The organism is Rhizobium sp. BR 317, assembly GCF_047445835.1.
Taxonomy (GTDB): domain Bacteria; phylum Pseudomonadota; class Alphaproteobacteria; order Rhizobiales; family Rhizobiaceae; genus Rhizobium; species Rhizobium paranaense.
In genome coordinates, this window is record NZ_JARWLB010000005.1 from 25,410 (window position 1) to 42,492 (window position 17,083).

The following is a 17,083-nucleotide window of genomic DNA, read 5'->3' on the forward strand; positions in this document are numbered from 1 at the left end:
GAAAAGGAACCTGATACCGGCCATCCGGTATCGAGCTTGTTTTAAGCGATCGATCCTACGTCGAAAATCGGCGGCAATTGCTCGAAGGCGCCGCGGACCGTTTCCAGCGCAGAGCGAAGAGCGGAGTGTGACAGGCGACCGCCAAGGCAGATGCGAATTCCGCCGCCCGGCCGTTCCCCGCCGGCGACGAATGGATCTGATGGTGTGACCGCGACACCTTTGCGAGCGAGTACGCGGACAAGTCCGTCCTCCGTCCAGCGCTCGGGCACCGAGAGCCATGCGCAGAGCGACAGGGGATGGCTGCCGGCGACGAAGGGACCCATCACGTCGGACACGATCGCCTGCCTGGCCTCAGCCTCCGTTCTCTGAACGGCAATCAGCGCGTCGGCGGTGCCATCCAGAACCCAGCGCGAGGCCATTTCCGCGACGACATTGGTGGCGCTCCATCCGGTGACGCGCAGGATCGACGCGACACGGATGGAATAGTTCGCCGGAACGACGAGATAGCCGATACGCAAGCCCGTCATCACCGATTTCGTAAAGCTCGTGACGAAGAAGCCGAGTTCCGGCAACAGGTCTGGCATGGAGGGAAGGGGATCGCGCAGCAGCGGCTTATAGACCTCGTCCTCGATGACGAAGATGCCGTGCCGACGGGCGATATCGGCGATGGCGCGGCGGCGCTCCGCGCCCATGACATGGCTGGTCGGGTTGCTGAGCGACGGAATGATGACCAGGGCCGACACATCGCCGACCGCGCAGGCATTCTCGAAGGCGTCCGGCAAGATGCCTTCGCGATCGGTCGGAAGACCGCGGAGCGTAAAGCCGAGCACATTGGCGAGGCCGATAATGCCGTGATCGGTGAGGTTTTCGGTCAGAACAACCTCGCCGGGCCGAACCACCGAGGCGACGGCCAGGAAAAGGCCATKGGCAGCGCCATTCGTGATCACAATGCGATCTGGATCGGCATTGACGGACAAACGCGCCAGCCAAGCCTGCGCTGTGGCGCGGTGGGCATCGAGGCCTGCGATCGGCCGGCATGGCCGCATGAAACTGCTGTTGTCGCTTTCGGCGAGAGCGTGCATCAGTTCACGCGCCGATCGCTCGTGCGCTTCAGTGTAGACGGCCCGGATGATCGAAAGATCGGCGCTGCCGCTCGGATCGCGGTCGAGCATGAAGCTGTCGGCGCGTTCTGTAACGCGGCTACGGACGAAGGTGCCGCGACCTACTTCACCGCGCAGATAGCCACGCCGCTCCGCCTCCTTGTAGCTGATGCTCACGGTCTGAACCGAAATCCCCAGCGCGTGAGCGAGATCGCGATGTGTTGGCATGCGCGTATGGACCGGCAGAATGCCCTCATCGATATCGGAAATGATCTTGTCGGTGAGCAGCTTGTGCTTGGTCACGCCCTTGCGGTGCTGAAGGACGGGTTTCCAGACATCGTTGTGCTGGCCTTTTGAATCATGACGAAGCATGGATTGATCCGGTACAATTGCAGGATATCCATGTACACCATCCAATGCGGCATGGCGATGACCAAGCCGATAAGCTCAGTCCATTGTCAACAACGGACTGCGCGATGCTCGTATGAGCCTTCCGCGGCAGCCGCGTCAGAGATTGGAAAATACGCTTTTGATCGCGTCCGCCGCGACCTTGACGACGATATCGGCTTCACCGCGCGTCAGGCACAAGGGCGGGGCGAAGCCGAGAATGTCTCCCTGCGGCATGGCGCGGCCGATCACGCCCCGCTCAAGCAGTGCTGCCGCCACCTGCGGGCCGATCTTTTTCGCCGGATCGAAGAACTTGCGATCATCCCGGTCTTCGACGAATTCGACCGCCGCCATCAGCCCATCGCCACGGACCTCGCCCACATGCTTGTGATCGCCGACGGCCTTGGCAAGCTCGGACCGGAAGTAGGCGCCAGTCGAACCAGCGTTTTCGACGATGCCGAGTTCATCGATCAGTTCGAGATTGGCGATGCCGGCGGCCGCACAGATCGGGTGGGCGGAATAGGTCCAGCCATGACCGATGGCGCCGAGCTGATCGGAACCCTGTACGAGCACTTGCCACATCTTGTCGGAGACGATGCTGCCGGAAAGCGGCGCGTAGGCGGAGGTCAAGCCCTTGGCGATGGTGATCAGATCCGGCTTCATGCCGTAGTGGTCCGAGCCGAACATTGTCCCGAGCCGGCCGAAACCGGTCACGACCTCGTCGGCGACGAGAAGGACATCGTATTTGTCGAGCACGGCCTGGATCTTCTGCCAATAGGTCTTCGGCGGCGGAACGATGCCGCCGGTGCCGAGGATGGGTTCGCCGATGAAAGCGGCGACGGTTTCCGGACCTTCGGCCAGGATCATCTCTTCCAGCTTGTCCGCACAATATTGAGCGAACTGTTCTTCATCCATCGACCGATCGGGGCGGCGGAAGAAATAGGGTGCTTCCGTATGGAGGATGGGGTCGCGCGGCAGATCGAAAGCCTTATGGAAGAGTTCGAGCCCGGTAAGGCTGCCGGTCATGACCCCCGATCCGTGATAGCCGCGCCAGCGCGAAATGATCTTCTTCTTTTCCGGCCGGCCGAGGATGTTGTTGTAATACCAGATGAGCTTGATGTTCGTCTCGTTGGCGTCCGAGCCGGAGAGGCCGAAATAGACGCGGCTCATGCCCTTGGGCGCCCGGTCGATGATCATCTTGGAAAGCGTGATCGACGCTTCCGTACCGTGCCCGACATAGGCGTGATAATAGGCGAGGTTCTTTGCCTGCTCCGCGATGGCGTCGGCGATTTTCTGCCGGCCATAGCCGACATTGACGCAGTAGAGGCCAGCAAAGGCATCGAGGCTTTTCTTGCCGTTGGTGTCGGTGATGTAGACGCCTTCGCCGCCGCCGACGACGCGGGTCGGCGTTTCGCCGCGGGCGTGCATTCCCATATGGGTCGAGGGATGAAAGAAGTGATCCCTGTCCCACGCGTTCAGTTCGTTGCGCTTGTCCAACATGATATTTTCCTTTGCTGAAAGTGGGTGGCGCGTCAGGCAGCCGTGTCGATGCAGAGATATTTGAGCTCGGTGAAAGCCTCGATGCCGTGGCGCGAGCCTTCGCGGCCAAGACCGGATTGCTTCCAGCCGCCGAAGGGAACCGGTCCGCCTGTAATCTTGACGCGATTGATCGCCACCATCCCGTAATCCAGGGCTCGGCCGAGGCGCATCTGACGCGCACCGTTTTGCGTCACGACATAGGCGACGAGGCCATATTCGATATCGTTGGCGCGGGCGATGACCTCCGCCTCGGTGTCGAACGACGTCACTGCGGCAACCGGCCCGAATGTCTCCTCGTGCATGATCAGCGCATCGGGGGATGGCTCGACAAGCAGTGTCGGTTCGAAGAAAAGTGGGCCTGCCGCATGGCGTTTCCCGCCGGTGGCTAGCCTTGCGCCGTGTTTCAGCGCATCGGCCACATGTTCCTCGACTTTCGCCACGGCCCGCTCGTGCATCAGCGGACCGATGTCGACCGCGTCCATCAATCCATCGCCTACCTTGAGAGCCGCTATCCGCTTGGCAAAGGCTGCGACGAAGGGCTCCATGATCGCACGCTGCACGAAGATGCGATTGGCGGCGAGACAGTCCTGGCCGGACGTCGCAAATTTGGCATTGATCGCGATGTCGACGGCGCGCTCCAGGTCGGCATCGTCAAAGATGATCAGCGGCGCATGCCCGCCGAGCTCCATCACCAGCCGCTTCATGGTAGGAGTGCATTGGCCAGCAATCAGTTTGCCGATGCCTGTCGAGCCGGTGAAGCTCAAGGCCCGCACTCTGGCATCCTCGCAGAGAGCGCCGACGATCGTGGCGGCGTCGCCGGTGACGACGTTGAAGACGCCGGCGGGGATGCCGGCACGCTCACCGAGTTCGGCAAGGGCCAGCGCCGACAGCGGCGTTTCCGACGATGGATGGGCGACGACGGTGCATCCGGCGGCAAGGGCTGCGGCAGCCTTGCGCGTGAGCATGGCAGAGGGAAAGTTCCAGGGCGTGACGATCCCCACGACACCCAATGCTTCCCGGCGCACGATCATTTCGGTGTCCGGCAGATGGCTGGTGACGCTTTCGGAATTGATCCGCTTGGCTTCCTCCGCATACCATTCGATGAAGCCGGCGGCATAATCGATCTCCCCGCGGGATTCGGCGAGCGGCTTGCCCTGTTCCAGCGTCATGATGAGCGCCAGATCCTCCTTCGCGGCGAGCATCAACTCATACCATTTGCGCAGGATCGTCGTGCGCTGCTGCGGCAGGAGCGAGCGCCAGGCTGAAAAGGCATCCGCTGCCGCGTCGATCGCCTCGAACGTCTCATCCCTGCCCAGGCTGGAAACCCAGGCGAGCGTGGTGGCGAAGGCGGGGTCGATGACGTTGAAGCTCGCGCCGGTCTTGCCGACGACCCAGCGGCCGCTCACATAGGAGAGATCCCGCAGTAAATGCCGGTCGTTCAGTCGTGACAGGGCTTCGTGATAGACGGGGCGGGCGCGCACTGCAGTCATCGGCAAACCTCTCTCTTCAGGTGTCCAATGCTCTCACGGAACGCCGCGAGACATTGTCCATTGGTCGCTGCTGAAAGAGAGAGAGCGCCTAAAGAGTAAGGCGGCCGTAGAGAGTGTCTCTATTCGTCGCCCTGAGGCTCTGCGGAAAGGAGATTGGCGATCGGAAGCACGGTCTCCTCCTTGACGGTCTTGGTGACGATATAGGTAAAATAACGCTCGATGCCGAGGTCGCGATCCAGAAGGCCATCGATCAGCCGCTGATAGGCATCGATATTGGGCGTGATAATCTTCAGAATGTAGTCGACGCCGCCGCCGACCGACCAGCAGGCGACGATTTCGGGAATGGAAGAGATTGCCCGCTCAAAGCGCTCGAAGTCGCTCTGGCGATGGTTGGCGAGCGTGAGTTCGACCATGACGCTGGCGACCGGCGCAAGCCGGCGTGGCGCAAGATGGGCATGATAGCCGGAAATAATCCCGGCCTTCTCGAGCTTGCGCAGCCGAAGCCAGCATGGGGTCGGCGAAAGCCCTACCTTTTCGGCAAGCGCGAGTTTGGTGATGCGGCCATCACGTTGAATGGCATCCAATATACGCAAATCGATTGCATCGAGTTTCATTTGCAGAACTGTGTGTGAATGAGCTGACTGTTCGACCAATGACATTCGAGACCGGGACTGACAAGCGCATATCCGGGAATTGGGCTTTCGCGACGGCATCCGGGATCGTGTGCTGCGGCAAGACGGGTCCGAGGGCATTTCACGAGGAACAATATCAACGTGAAATGGATTTTATTGATTGATCGAAACAGCACCGTCGCGAGAAGCGTATTTGCTTCCAGGCGTGCCTCCGGCTTTTCCCGTTGACAGTTTTTGGAGTGTGCCATGGTGATCTACTTGCTCCAACTCCTGGCCTGGTCGGTCTTTATTGCGGCCCTGATGCTGTGGCCGGCGGGTACGCTGGCTTTTCCGGGCGCTTGGGTTGTAATTGCCTTCTTCGTGCTCGGCGGCTTGGCGATGATCCTGTGGTTGTCGAAGCATAGCCCGCGCCTGTTGCGTGAACGTATGGCATCTCCGCTGCAACGTGATCAGAAGCCGTGGGATCGCGTCTGGTTGACGTTTTTCGTTTTGGCCTTCTTGGGTTGGTTATATTTCATGGGTTGGGATGCGGCCCGGACGGGCTTCCGAGCGATGCCGCCGTGGCTTCAAGCGCTTGGCGGCCTTGGTATGGCGGTCAACATGCTTGGTACCTGGTGGACGTTTCGCGAAAACGTCTTCGCCGCGCCCGTGGTAAAGATCCAAAAGGATCAAAAAGTGATCGATACCGGCCCCTATGCCATTGTTCGCCATCCGATGTACGCGAGCGCGTTGTTTTTCCTTATTGGCATGCCGCTATTGCTCGGTTCCTGGCTCGGCCTCGCATTCTCCGCAGTGTTCATCCTGGGTGTCGCCTGGCGGGCGGTGCATGAGGAGCGCGCTTTAAGCGCGGAGCTGAGCGGCTATCAAGCCTATGCGGCCCGCGTGCGATATCGGCTCGTGCCATTCGTCTGGTAGCACCTCGTATGGTGGTGTTGCGACCGCAATTTCCGTGCGGCGCAATCGATCATCAACATCCCTTGGTGCCATGCTTTAACGCCCAATTTAGCAAGTTCGCGTTATGGTAGCGTCATAGCTTTTGGCGATTGGTATATTTTACATGAGTTATGATGCATCGACGGCGACACCTCGACCGCTATTTGGGATGACAATGGGGTCAGCCGAATGAGTAGCGCGGCGGACACGCCCGGATTTAGGTCGACGACGTCGTCAGTGCTATGGGTCGCGCTGCTTCAGAGTGCTGTGGTTTTCATGGCGGTGGCGCTGTGGCAGCAGCGGTGGGGAACCATCGTCGACACAAGCTGGCTCATTACCATGGCTGAGCGGGTACTCGATGGAGAGCGGCTCTATGTCGATGTGATCGACAGCAACCCGCCGTTTTCGCTCTGGCTTTTCCTACCGGCGATCATAGCGTCGAGATGGGCAGGGATCGCTCCCGAAATAGGCATCTGTCTCTACACCTGCCTCGCAGTGGTCATGGGTCTGGGTTTATCGGCCGCAATCGTCCGGCGGGCGGGCTTTGCCGAAAATCACGCCCTGCTTCGGTTGCTACCACTTTTCGTCGCACTCTTCACGATTTTTCCCGGCAATACCTTCACCGAGAGAGATCACGTCGGCACGGTGCTGTTTCTGCCCTTGCTGGCGCTCATGGCATTGCGGGCTGACACCACACGTCGTGTCGCACCCGGCTTCGCCCTGATTGTCGGCGCCGGTCTCTGCGGTAGCGTTCTTGTTCTGGTGAAGGCCTATTATGTCGTCGCTTACATCGTGCCCGCGCTCTATGTGGCCTGGCGGCGCCGAAACCTGTGGCTACTTCTGGCGCCCGAGAACTGCATCATCGGCATAGTCGGTGTCGCCTATATCGCGCTCGTCTTTTTGCTGACGCCCGAATTCATGCGGGATCTCCTCCCGCAGGTAGCGGATGTCTACATGAAGATAGGTGATCCGGTCAGGGTCGTATTGAGGTGCGGGCCGTCCTACCTGCTGATTTTGCTTCTGTTTCGGATGGTTGCACCCAAAGCGCCGGCTACGCCACTTTGTGCCGTGACGCTTCTGGCTTCACTCGCTGCCGTCGCGCCCTTGATCTATCAAGGCAAGGGTTGGGCCTACCATGCTTTCGCTGCGATCTCGCTGGCACTTGTTGCTGTGCTTTGCAGGGTCGCAGCGTCTTCCGGCTGGCGTTACAACCGTGAAACGCTCGCACGTGGCATTCTTTGCGCCATTGTCGTCATGTTTGCATGGCTGCCGTTTTTGCAGACGGAGAAGCCGAGCGACGCTTTCGTCGCTGCAGTGAAAGCGGCATCGAAGGGAGAGCCGACGCTCGGCGTCATCGGCAGCGATATCGCCGATGCCCATCCGCTCGCCAGGATTGTCGGGGCCCGCTTTTTGTCTGCCAATAACAGCGACTGGTTCGGCGCCCTCGCGTATGTTCTGGCTCGGAAGGCGTCAGCGAAAGGAGACGCGGCGGATGCTGACCGCTACCAGAAGCGGTCGGATGCTTATCTGGACGCCAAATATGCCGAATTCGCCAGCTACAACTACGATCTGATCGTCATCCAGCAGGATGAGCCACTTTGGACCGATTACGTGCTTGGTCAACCACGTTTTGCAGCGCTGCTTTCTGCCTATCATCCCATTGCAAAGGATGAGCGGGTTACCGTCTATGGTCGCAACGTTCCCGCCGAACCGAGTTCGAACGCTCCGTAGTAGATGATCCGGAAGCGTTGTTGGCCGCAAACGCAGTTCGACGGGCAAGCTCAATGTGGCAAGTTGCAACCGTTCGAGACACTGCTAGCTAGCCGGCGCGTTTTCCGTCGCCGTCGAAGACGTGTAGATGTTGCGACGGGAATATCACATTCACTTTCGGTCCCGCCTTCAGCACATCTCGATTGAGCGAGAAGACCTTGAAGGGCAGGCCGTGCAGCGAGAGGTGGAGAATGATGCCGAAGCCGGTGGGCTCKATAAGTTCCACATCGGCGCTGATGCCGGAGCCGTCCGCTGACAAAATCACATGCTCCGGTCGGATTCCGAGTGTCACTTTGGCTCCGGTCGGCAGGTTTGGTGTTGCCAAAAGCGGGACGATGGTTCCGTCCTTCAGTCGCGAACCGCCTGTTTCATAGGTCGCGTCGAGAAAATTCATCCCTGGAGAGCCGATAAAACCGGCAACGAAGAGATTGGCGGGGCGATCGTAAAGCTCGAGCGGGCTGCCGACCTGCTGAACCACTCCGCCATGCATGGCGACAATCCGGTCTGCCAGTGTCATCGCCTCGATCTGATCGTGCGTCACATAGATCGAGGTCGCCTTCAGGTCGCCATGCAGTTTCTTGATTTCGGCCCGCATCTGTTCGCGCAGACGCGCATCGAGGTTCGAAAGCGGCTCGTCGAAGAGGAAGGCTTTGGGCTGGCGCACGATGGCGCGGCCCATGGCGACGCGTTGGCGCTGGCCGCCCGACAGCGCCTTCGGGCGCCGTTCGAGCAGGGGATCGAGACCAAGTTTCGACGCTGCTGCGGCGACGGCCTTTCCGATCTTATCCTTCGCAATCTTCCGGAGCTTGAGGCTGTAGCTCATATTGCCGGCGACGTTCATGTGCGGATAGAGCGCATAGGATTGGAACACCATGGCGATGTCGCGGTCCTTCGGATGCAGCTCGTTGACACGGTTGTTCGCAATACGGATCTCGCCGCCGCTGATGTCTTCGAGACCGGCGATCATTCGGAGCAGCGTTGACTTGCCGCAGCCGGAGGGACCGACGAGAACGACGAATTCGCCGTCCTTGATCCTGAGGTCGATATCGTGCAGCACCTGCACGTGGCCATAGGCTTTTTTGACGTTCTGGATATCGATCGATGCCATGTGACTAACCCTTGACCGCGCCGGCCGTCAGACCCTGCACGAGATAACGCTGGATGAGCAGGAAGAAGAGGCCGGCCGGAATGAGCGCCATGACGCCCGCTGCCATCATCTGCCCGAAATCCACGGAGAATTTCGAAACGAAGGTGAGAAGCCCGACGGGGAAGGTTGCTGCCTGATTGCCGTTGATGAGCATCAGGGCGAACAGCAGCTCGCTCCAGGCGGCCGTGAAGACGAAACCGAGCGTMGCGGCGATGCCGGGCAATGTCAGCGGCAGAATGATCTGCCGAAACGCCGTGAACTGCGTCGCACCGTCGATCATCGCAGCCTCTTCGAGGTCCTTCGGGATACCGTCGAAGAAGGATTGCATCAGGAAGGTGGCGAAGGGCACGTTGAAAGCCGTGTAGACGATGACGAGGCCGGTCAGGCTGTTCGTCAGATGCAGCGGCGTCAGGATCTTGAAGATCGGCGCAACCAGCATGACCAGCGGAAACATCTGCGTCAGCAGCATAAGGGCCACGATCCAGTATTTGGCGCGGAAGGTGAAGCGCGAGAGCGCGTAGCCGGAAAGCGATGCGCAGATAGTCACTGTGATCGCTGTCGATGCGGAGACGATCAGGCTGTTTTTAAAAAATGTCGGAAAATCGCTATGTTGCAGCACGAAGGCGTAGTGCTCCCATGTCGTGCGCGACGGCCACATGCGCACGCCTTCCGAATAGAGCAGGTCATTCGGTGTGACCGAGACCTTCAGCAGCCAGAAGAGCGGGAAGAGCGCAAAAACCACGTAGCAAAGGATTGCCAGGCGATGCGCGATGGTGGGGATGACGGATCGTCTCATGGCTCAATCCTTGTTCAGCAGGGTCTGCCGCAGCAGGATGATCAGCATGGAATAGGCAAGCAGCAGCAGGAGCAGGACGAGAGCTATGGCGGATGCGTAGCCGAAATCCAGCCGCTTGAAAGCCTGGGTGAAGATGTAGCTTGCGACGATCTGGGTGCGATCGGCAGGCCCCCCTCCGGTCATCACGACGATCAGATCGGCGAAGTTCGAGATCCAGACCGTGCGCAACAATACGGTGATGGCGATCGTCGGAGCAAGGAAGGGGAGCGTAATCGAGCGGAAGCGCTGGAACCAACCGGCACCGTCGATCGAAGCGGCTTCATAAAGATCGCGTGGGATCGCCTGAAGGGCGGCCAGCAGCGTAATGGCGAAGAAGGGAATGCCCCACCAGACATTGGCGACGATCGGCCCCCACATCGCATATTGTGGATCGGAGAGGATGTTGCCGGGCTCCTTCATCAGGCCGAGCGCGAAGAGCCAGTGCGGAATAGGGCCGATCACGGGATTGAAAAGCCATGCCCAATTGAGGCCGGCGAGGAAGGAGGGGACCGCCCAAGGCAGAAACACCAGCGCCTGCACGATTGCCCTGCCGAGAAACGGCTTATCCAGCAACAGAGCAAGAATCAGCCCGAAGATGAATTGCAAGACCACCGAGGCGCCGGTCCACCAGAGCGTATTCTTCAGCGCGCCGTAGAAGGCGGGGTCTTTTGAGAGATCGCGGAAATGCTCCAGGCCGATAAAGCCGCCGGAAAACGGATTGAGCAGTTGAATATCGCGAAACGCGTAGGAAATGCCGATCACCAGCGGCACCAGCATGACGGCGATAATGAGGATGAGCGCTGGGGCGCTATAGAGATAGGGCTCCGAGGCATCGGCAAGGCGCTTCAGCCACGGCCTGCGGTCGTGACGCCTGTCGAGCGTGTCGGCGGTCATGGTCATCGGCCAATGTTCCCGTTCGCGGCGTTCGGACGCCGTCTGTTTCATGTGCGGAAAAGCGGCGGCGGATTGCTCCGCCGCCGGGAGTCGATCTTATTTCTTGGCGAGGAATTTCTGCTGCGCCTTGGTCAGGTAATCGGCCCATTGATCGGCCAGGTCCTTGGCCGAGATATCGCCGAGCAGTGCCTGCTGCGACGTCTTGATGGCGAGCGAATCCTTGAAGAAGGCAAATTCCTCGAGATAGGTCGGCATGACCGTCGGAACAGTATTCTTGTCGGCCAGTTCCTCGAACCAGCCCTTGAACTGGTCGCCGGCGTAGAAGGGGTCCTTCTCAGCGGACGTGTAGGCCGGCAGGGCGCCGATCTTCTTGTTCCATTCGAGATTGCCTTCCTTACCTTCAAGGGTTGCGATCAGCTTCCAGGAGAGATCCTTGTTCTGGCTCGTCGAGAACATCGACCAACCGGCATAACCGATTGTCGGGAAAGACTTGCCGTCCGGACCCTTCGGCAATGGCGTGACGCCGAAGTCATCCTTGTTCATGCGTTCGGCGATTGCGATCAAGGCATCCGGATCCTGATCGAGGAAAGCGCAGGTGCCGGAATAGAAGCCGGCGACGACTTCGTTGAAGCCCCAGTTGACGCTGTCCTTCGGCGCATAGCCCTTCTTGTAGAGATCGACCATCCATTCGATGCCCTTGGCCCAGCCGGGGCTGTTCATCGTCGATGTGCCGTCATCCTTGAAATATTTGTTGTCGCCGGCCATGGAGGCCGCGAAGATCATCCAGCCGTTCAGGCCGCCGGGGCCGCCGCGCATGCAGTAGCCGTATTTGCCGGGCAGCTTGGAGATCGCTTCGGATGCCTTGACGAAATCGCCCATCGTCTTCGGCGGTTCGGCGATGCCGGCATCCTTCAGGATCTTCTTGTTGTAGAACATGGCGCGCAGATAGAAGCCGTAGGGCAGCATATAGGCGGTTTTCTTCACGTCGCGGCCGAGCTCGAGGGCGCGCGGCGTCAATTCACTCGTATGCTCCCACTTCGCCAGATAAGGCTCCAGGCTTTCGAGCATGCCGTTATTGCCATAGAGCGACAGCCAGGTATCGGGCATTTCCATTACGTCGGGCGTGTCACCCGCCGAAACCATGGTCGCGAACTTCTGGAAGGCCTCGTTCCAGGGCAGGGAGATGATATCGACCTTCGTGCCCGGATTGGCCGCTTCGAACTTGGCGACGATCGACTTCAGCGTCTCGGTGCGTTCAGGGCTGGTAATGACTTCGACGAGTTTCAACGTGGTATCGGCAAAGGCCGTGCCCGCCATCATCGTGGCGAAAAGTGCTGCCGTGATCAGTGTTTTCATGCTCAGTTCCCCCTTTTCGGTGTTTCTCTCAGGTTGATGGTCTTATGAGGCGGCGGCGATCGCTTCCTCGATATCTCTCCACAGCGCCTCGGTTCCTTCGAGACCAACATGGAGACGTACGGACCGCGGACTGATACCAAAGGTATGCGCGGAATTCGGCTGTGCCTTCTGCTGAAGCACGACCTCGCCCGGTACGATCAGGCTTTCGTGCCCACCCCAGCTCACACCCAGTTTGAAGAGCTTGAGGTGATCGGCGAAGGCGCGAATATCGACGCCTTCGCGGAAGATGAATGAAAACAGGCCCGAGGTACCGTTGAGCCCGGCGGGCAAACGGTTGGCAAGGCCCGGATGGCAGACCTTCTCGACGACATCGAGCTCCTGCAGTCGCTTGGCGATCGTCATTGCGGCGGCCTCATGCGCTCTCATGCGGATCGGCAGGGTGCGCAGGCCACGGATCAAAAGCCAGGCGTCGAAAGGCGAAAGCTTGCCGCCGAGATAAGGATATGCCTCGGCTTTCAGCCGCGCAATCATCGCTTTCGAGCCGGCAACCACGCCGGCAACGACATCGCTATGACCGCCCAGATATTTGGAGGCGGAATGGATGACGAGATCGACGCCGAGCGTCAGCGGCCGCTGGAAATAGGGGCTGGCCCAACTATTGTCGATCATGGAAACGGCGCCATGCTGCTTGGCGAGTGCCGCGAGCGCGCCGACGTCATGGGCTTCCATCACCCAGCTCGTCGGGCTTTCCAGATAAAGAACCTTTGCGCCGGGCAGCGCCTTGGCAACAGCCTCCTCGTCGCGGCCATCCACATAGGTCACCTCGACCTTCATCCGTTTCAGCACCGTGCCGAACAGGCGGAAGGCATCCGGATAGACATGCTTGACCGCCACGATCCGATCGCCGGGCTCGACGAAGCTCAAAACGGCTGAAGAGATCGCCGCCATGCCGCTCGCAAAGCCGAGCGCATCCTCTGCACCTTCGAGTTTTGCCAGCATTTCCTCGAACATGCGCACGGTCGGATTGAGGCCGCGCGTATAGATCGGCCGCACCTTCTCGCCGCGATAGGAAGCGATCATGTCGTCGTAATTGGCAAAGGTGAAAAGCGATGTCTGAAAAATCGGCGGCACCACGGCATCGGCGTAATTGCCGTCATCATGGGCCGTGATGAGAGAAGCGAGATCGAACGGCTCTAGCCCGTCAGTCATTTGGACATTTCCTTGATGTCTTCCTCGACGACGTCGAGAATTTTCAATGTTTCGGCGCGCGCCGCCTCGGGGTCCTGAGCGACGATCGCGTTGAACAGTGTGCGGTGAAACGGAAAGGACCGGCGGGCAAAATCCTGCCGGTCGAAGGGGTGGGTCCAGAACCGCTCGAAGCTGCCGCGCATCTGTTCGAGGAGCTGCTTGAACAGAGGATTATGGGTGGCGTCATAGACGGCAAGGTGAAACGCCAGATCCTCCGGGCCGGAGGTGCCCTTTGCGATATGGACGCGCTCCATCTCGTCGAGCTTCTCCTCGATGATCGCAATATCCTTGCTCGTGCGCCTCTTGGCGGCGACCATTCCGGCTTCGCATTCGATACCGCGGCGAACCTCCAGGGTCTGCAGCAGCGCATCGCGCAGATGCGCCGTATCGAGCGACAAGGGCATATGGATGGTCGCTTTGGAAACAGGTTTCAGCAGATAGGTACCGCTGCCCTTGCGGGTTTCCACGACGCCCAAGGCTTGAAAATGCGTGACGACCTCCCGGATCGTCGAGCGCCCGACCGAGAGGGCCACCATCAATTCGCGCTCGGTCGGCAGCCGGTCACCGGCCTGGAGCCTCGAAGACTCGATGAAATCGGACAGCGCGTCGATAACTTGCTGCGTCCGGTCGATCGATGGGAGAGGGGTGAGCATGGCCTTCGTCATGACATTAAATTGGTCTGACATCTGCCATCAGGTCAATCTCTTTTTTATGTGTGGGCGTGTTTTTCACATAGGAATGAGACTATCAGTTCTCACCGTGGTGATAGGCGGCGACCGGACTGGTAAAAACAAAGGCCCGGCACATCGATTCCTCTGAATCCGTGTGCCGGGCCTTATGCAGTGGGTGACGATTAAGATCAGCGCACTTTCATCGAATAACCGCCGAACGCGCCTTTCCATCGCAACAATCTCATCGCATTTGCGGTGACGAGCACGGTTGCGCCGGTATCGGCGAGGATCGCCGGCCAGAGGCCGGTGATACCGGCAATCGTGGTCACCAGGAACACCGCCTTCAGGCCAAGTGCCATGCTGATGTTCTGGCGGATGTTGCTCATCGTGGTCCGTGATAGCACGACCATATTGGCGACATCGGTGACACGGCCGTGGAGGGCGGCGGCGTCCGCCGTCTCCAGCGCCACGTCGGTGCCGCCGCCCATGGCGATGCCGACGTCGGCGGCGGCCAAGCCAGGGGCATCGTTGATGCCGTCGCCGACCTTGGCAACGATCTGCTGCTTCGCCTGCAGTTCACGCACGATGCGCTGCTTATCTTCCGGCAAAAGCTGCGCGCGGGGTTCGATGCCCAGACCCTTTGCGATTGCACCGGCGGTACGGGCGTTATCGCCGGTCAGCATGACGGAACCGACGCCGGCCGTCTGCAATGCCTCGATCCCGGTGCGCGCATCGGCGCGGGGCTCGTCACGCATGGCGATCAAACCGGTAATCTTGCCGTCGACCACGAGAACGGAGACGCTTTTGCCTTCGTCGTTCATCGCTTCGATCCGGGCGTTCTGTTCGGCCGACAAAGGCTCGTTCTCCCGTGCTGCCTGTGGGGAGAGGAGCGATATGGTCTCGCCACCGACGCGGCCGCTGACGCCCTTACCGGGCAGGGCCTTCGCTTCGACTGCGGGCGGAACCGGAACGCCATCGGATTTCGCCCGCTCCAGAATTGCGAGGGCCAGCGGATGGCTCGAACCGTTTTCGAGAGCGGCAGCACGCGAAAGAACCTCTATCTCGGTGCGGCCGAAGCCCAGGATGTCCGTGACCTTGGGCTTGCCCTCGGTCAGGGTGCCGGTCTTATCGAAGGCGACCATCGTCACCTTGCCCATCGTTTCGAGAACAGCGCCGCCTTTCAGCAACAATCCACTGCGGGCGCCCGCCGATAGAGCCGCCGCGATCGCCGCCGGGGTCGAGATCACCAGGGCGCAGGGGCAACCGATCAGCAGGATGGCGAGGCCCTTGTATATCCACTCCAGCCAGCTTGCGCCGGCCACCAGCGGCGGCGTCACCGCAACCAGTGCCGCGACGGCGACCACGCCGGGCGTGTAGTAACGTGAGAAGCGGTCGATAAAGCGTTCGGTCGGTGCCTTGGATTCCTGCGCCTCTTCAACCAGCTTCACCACGCGGGCAATCGTGTTGTCGGTTGCGGCGGCGGTGACTTTGACGCGCAATACGGCATCCGTGTTGATGGTGCCGGCGAAGACCTTGGCATCCACACCTTTACGTACGGGCGTGCTTTCTCCGGTGACCGGCGCTTCGTCGATGGCGCTCTCACCTTCGATGATCGTGCCGTCGGCGGCGATGCGGTCGCCGGGACGCACGAGAATGATGGTACCCACCTTAAGGCTCTCGGCCTGGACTTCGCGGGTCTCGCCCTTGTCTTCGATCAAGGCGGTTTTCGGGACCAGGGTCGTCAATGACTGGATGCTGGCGCGCGCCTTACCGGCGGCGACACCTTCCAGCAGTTCGCCGACGAGGAAGAGGAAGACAACGGTTGCCGCTTCTTCGCCGGCATTGATGATGACCGCACCAACGGCCGCAATCGTCATCAGCATCTCGATGGAGAAGGGCGTGCCCGCCAATGCCGCCATGACGGCGCGGCGCGCGATCGGCACGAGACCGACCAGCATGGCGACGATGAAGGCATAGGATGCAATCGATGGTATGAGATGGCCAATGGCATAGGCGGCAACCAGCGCCACGCCCGAGACGATGGTCAGCCGACCCTTTTTGCTCTTCCACCAGGGACCATCCATGGGCGCATGGTCGTGACCGTGCAGGCCCTCGATTTCCTTTGAGGCATGGTCGTGATTATCATGATCGGCGTGGTCGTGCGATGAATGATCATGGCCGTCGTGATTATGGTCGTGGTCGTGGTGGTCGTGATCATGATCATGATGGTCATGCTGGTGCTCGGAGGGCGCGCGCTCGGCCTTGCCGGCCAGCGGGGCGAGGGAATAGCCGAGGCCGGCCACTTTCTTTTCGATCGCGGCGAGATTGCTGGTCTCGTCGTGACGAACGGTCATCGTTCCTGCGGTAACGGAAACGGAGACATCCTCCACGCCCGGCATGCGCCTCACAGCCGTATCGATCTTGGCTGCGCATGACGCGCAGTCCATGCCACTTACCCGGTATCGTGCTTCCGCTGTCTCTGCCATGATCCATTCCTTGTCAAACCGTGGCACCTCTCCTACATCCTCTAGTGGCTAGAGGTGCAAGAGGAAAATCATGAAAAAAATTACAATCGGCGAGGCGGCCCGGCAGAGCGGGGTGAAAGTGCCGACAATCCGCTACTACGAAAGCATCGGGCTTCTAGCTGAACCGGAGCGAAGCGAGGGCAACCAGCGTTCCTACGAGCAATCGCACCTTCATAGACTGGCTTTCATTCGCCATGCCCGCGAATTGGGCTTTGAGGTCGATGCGATCCGGACGCTTCTGGCGCTTCAGGACGACCCAAATCAATCCTGCGCCTCCGCCGACGCCATCGCCAAAGCCCGCCTAATCGAAGTCGAACAACGGATACGCAGCCTGAGGGCACTGAAAGCTGAGCTGGAGATGATGGTCGAAGGCTGCGGCCACGGCCGTATTGACCAATGCCGGGTGATCGAAGTTCTGGCCGATCACGGGCAGTGCATGCATCCGCGTCACGAGTAGGATTGAGCTTTCTCGAAGCGTTGCGGGCCATTTGATCTGGGACTAGAATCCACCGATTGGACTAGGAGCGGTACGGCAGCATCGCGAAAGGAGGTCCGA

At 60.0% G+C, this 17,083-nt stretch carries 14 protein-coding genes; 3 read left to right on the forward strand and 11 right to left on the reverse strand.

The window, feature by feature from the left end:
- Positions 1-41 precede the first annotated feature (41 nt).
- The 4 genes from QD357_RS09455 to QD357_RS09470 all read right to left on the reverse strand — a co-directional run bounded on the left by QD357_RS09455 (position 42) and on the right by QD357_RS09470 (position 5,130).
- Positions 42-1,472: a PLP-dependent aminotransferase family protein gene (locus tag QD357_RS09455; protein WP_414124157.1), complete on the reverse strand. Its 1,431-nt coding sequence runs from the start codon at positions 1,470-1,472 to the stop codon at positions 42-44.
- Between the two features lie 135 nt (positions 1,473-1,607).
- Positions 1,608-2,987 carry an aspartate aminotransferase family protein gene (locus tag QD357_RS09460; protein ID WP_183937797.1) on the reverse strand — a complete coding sequence of 460 codons (1,380 nt, stop codon included), beginning with the start codon at positions 2,985-2,987 and terminating at the stop codon, positions 1,608-1,610.
- 32 nt (positions 2,988-3,019) lie between these two features.
- Positions 3,020-4,516 carry an NAD-dependent succinate-semialdehyde dehydrogenase gene (locus QD357_RS09465; RefSeq protein WP_414124158.1) on the reverse strand — a complete coding sequence of 499 codons (1,497 nt, stop codon included), beginning with the start codon at positions 4,514-4,516 and terminating at the stop codon, positions 3,020-3,022.
- A gap of 119 nt (positions 4,517-4,635) precedes the next feature.
- Positions 4,636-5,130 (reverse strand): Lrp/AsnC family transcriptional regulator, encoded by a 495-nt coding sequence (locus QD357_RS09470; RefSeq protein WP_414124159.1) that lies wholly within the window; start codon positions 5,128-5,130, stop codon positions 4,636-4,638.
- Between the two features lie 264 nt (positions 5,131-5,394).
- On the opposite strand from QD357_RS09470, the gene QD357_RS09475 reads away from it, so the two are divergent.
- Positions 5,395-6,063 carry a methyltransferase family protein gene (locus tag QD357_RS09475; RefSeq protein WP_183937803.1) on the forward strand — a complete coding sequence of 223 codons (669 nt, stop codon included), beginning with the start codon at positions 5,395-5,397 and terminating at the stop codon, positions 6,061-6,063.
- Between the two features lie 207 nt (positions 6,064-6,270).
- Complete coding sequence (locus QD357_RS09480) at positions 6,271-7,812, forward strand: hypothetical protein (protein WP_414124160.1); 1,542 nt, start codon at positions 6,271-6,273, stop codon at positions 7,810-7,812.
- A gap of 88 nt (positions 7,813-7,900) precedes the next feature.
- Here the strand turns inward: QD357_RS09480 and QD357_RS09485 are convergent, their stop codons facing one another.
- From QD357_RS09485 to QD357_RS09515, 7 genes are all read right to left on the reverse strand, one after another.
- Positions 7,901-8,959, reverse strand: a complete 1,059-nt coding sequence (locus QD357_RS09485) for an ABC transporter ATP-binding protein (protein WP_414124161.1) — start codon at positions 8,957-8,959, stop codon at positions 7,901-7,903.
- A gap of 4 nt (positions 8,960-8,963) precedes the next feature.
- Positions 8,964-9,794, reverse strand: a complete 831-nt coding sequence (locus tag QD357_RS09490) for a carbohydrate ABC transporter permease (protein WP_183937809.1) — start codon at positions 9,792-9,794, stop codon at positions 8,964-8,966.
- A gap of 3 nt (positions 9,795-9,797) precedes the next feature.
- Entirely contained in the window at positions 9,798-10,733 is a 936-nt protein-coding gene (locus tag QD357_RS09495) for a carbohydrate ABC transporter permease (RefSeq protein ID WP_183937811.1), read from the reverse strand.
- A 90-nt stretch (positions 10,734-10,823) separates the two neighbouring features.
- Positions 10,824-12,083, reverse strand: a complete 1,260-nt coding sequence (locus QD357_RS09500; RefSeq protein WP_414124162.1) for an ABC transporter substrate-binding protein — start codon at positions 12,081-12,083, stop codon at positions 10,824-10,826.
- A 42-nt stretch (positions 12,084-12,125) separates the two neighbouring features.
- The gene (locus tag QD357_RS09505; RefSeq protein ID WP_414124163.1) at positions 12,126-13,292 is read right to left on the reverse strand and encodes a PLP-dependent transferase; all 1,167 of its coding nucleotides are present in this window, start codon (positions 13,290-13,292) and stop codon (positions 12,126-12,128) included.
- Positions 13,289-13,984, reverse strand: a complete 696-nt coding sequence (locus QD357_RS09510; protein WP_343069926.1) for a FadR/GntR family transcriptional regulator — start codon at positions 13,982-13,984, stop codon at positions 13,289-13,291. Before QD357_RS09510 ends, QD357_RS09505 begins: the two co-directional genes overlap by 4 nt.
- A 206-nt stretch (positions 13,985-14,190) precedes the next feature.
- Positions 14,191-16,488, reverse strand: a complete 2,298-nt coding sequence (locus QD357_RS09515) for a heavy metal translocating P-type ATPase (protein WP_183937817.1) — start codon at positions 16,486-16,488, stop codon at positions 14,191-14,193.
- A 70-nt stretch (positions 16,489-16,558) separates the two neighbouring features.
- Between QD357_RS09515 and QD357_RS09520 the strand changes: the two genes are divergently transcribed.
- Positions 16,559-16,984: a MerR family transcriptional regulator gene (locus QD357_RS09520; protein WP_183937819.1), complete on the forward strand. Its 426-nt coding sequence runs from the start codon at positions 16,559-16,561 to the stop codon at positions 16,982-16,984.
- The last annotated feature ends 99 nt before the right edge of the window (positions 16,985-17,083 follow it).